The sequence below is a fragment of the Janthinobacterium sp. BJB304 genome (genome assembly GCF_002735765.1).
Taxonomy (GTDB): Bacteria; Pseudomonadota; Gammaproteobacteria; order Burkholderiales; family Burkholderiaceae_D; genus Janthinobacterium.
Genome location: NZ_PDZN01000049.1, coordinates 1 through 1398 on the forward strand (window position 1 = coordinate 1; position 1398 = coordinate 1398).

Annotated in this window: 1 protein-coding gene; it reads right to left on the reverse strand. The window is 56.8% G+C overall.

Annotated features, from left to right (window positions below; all coding sequences use genetic code 11):
* Nucleotides 1-270: 270 nt before the first annotated feature.
* Complete coding sequence (locus CSQ95_RS28855; RefSeq protein WP_099411996.1) at nucleotides 271-1302, reverse strand: IS110 family transposase; 1032 nt, start codon at nucleotides 1300-1302, stop codon at nucleotides 271-273.
* Between the last annotated feature and the right edge of the window lie 96 nt (nucleotides 1303-1398).

The window sequence follows — 1398 nt, forward strand, 5'->3', positions numbered from 1 at the left end:
CCGTATATGGACTCCTCCTCGTTTGCAAACATTCCGTCTTTGACTTTCAGGTACGACTGCTCACGTATATTCGGTCTCTAACTGCATTGCCCGCTTTCGGGCAAGAACCATAATGGGCTATTCGCGCGCTGGCTCCCTATCGCTTCTTCGGGCTCGTAGGCCTCAGACATTCTCGGGTTCTGCCGGCGCCGGTTCGACCTGTTGGCCATCATCGGCATGTTTCGCAATCGTGGTTGGATACTCCTTTTTACGTACTGATTACAATGCTACTTAAACCGCCCCCAGCCCAGGCTGATAATCGGTTCCCTTGGTAATCATCGCCCAGGCGATACGCGCCGTCTTGTTGGCAAGCGCTACCGCCGCGATGTTGTGGTGCCTCGTCTCAGCGATGTGCGTTACCCAGCGGCTCATCCGATCATTCTTGCTGGCCGCCGTTCGCAAAACTGAACGGGCCCCGTGAATCAACAGCGTTCGCAACTGCGCGTCTCCACGTTTCGTAATGCCAAGCAATCGCTCTTTGCCGCCAGAGCTGTTCTGCCGTGGCGTAAGCCCCAGCGATGCCGCCATCTGTCTACCACTGCTGAACTGCTTTGCGTCGCCAACGTTGGCTACAATCGCGGTTGCGATGATCGGTCCCACTCCACGTAACTGCTGCAACCGAGAGGCGACCGGATCGGTCGATGCCGCGATTTCTATCTCCTGGTCCAGTTCCTTGACCCGCAGTTCCAAGTTCATCAGGTCGAGCCACAAGCCTCGCAGCATACGCCGGAAACGTTGCGTCAATCCATTTTCCAGATCATCCAACCACAGCGGAATGGCGGCGCGCAGCTGAATCATTTCCCTGGGTGCCACCAAGCCATATTCACTGCACAGCCCACGGATCTGGTTACCCTTGGCGGAGCGCTGACTCACCAGCTCCGCTCTGATCCGGTGGATCGCTTGTAAGTCCTGCTGCTCGACTGACTTGACGGCGACATAGCGCATACTCGGCCGGCTCATCGCTTCGCAAATCGCTTCCGCGTCGTTGGCGTCGTTCTTGTTGCTCTTTACGTACGGCTTCACGAACTGGGGCGCAATCAGCTTCACGGTGAAGCCGCGTTTCTGCAATTGCCGCGCCCAATGGTGCGCACCGCCACAAGCTTCCATGCCTATCTCGCAACTTGGCTCTATCTTCTCCATCAGAGCCGACAGCCATTCGGCCCGGCCCAGCTTCTTACGCCAAACGACCTTTTCGCAACGATCCACCCCGTGCACTTGAAAGACATTCTTGGCCAGATCGACGCCGACGCGGATAATCTTCATCGTGGACTCCTTCTCTTAACTGGTTGTGTGGTAACTCCCAGTTTAGGCGCCTAGACGCCAACAGGTGAGGAGGAGTCCATCCCATTGCTTCTGGCC

Excerpts from the sequence above, each read along its gene's own strand:
- CSQ95_RS28855 (WP_099411996.1), bottom strand. The coding sequence starts at position 1,302 with ATGAAGATTATCCGCGTCGGCGTCGATCTGGCCAAGAATGTCTTTCAA.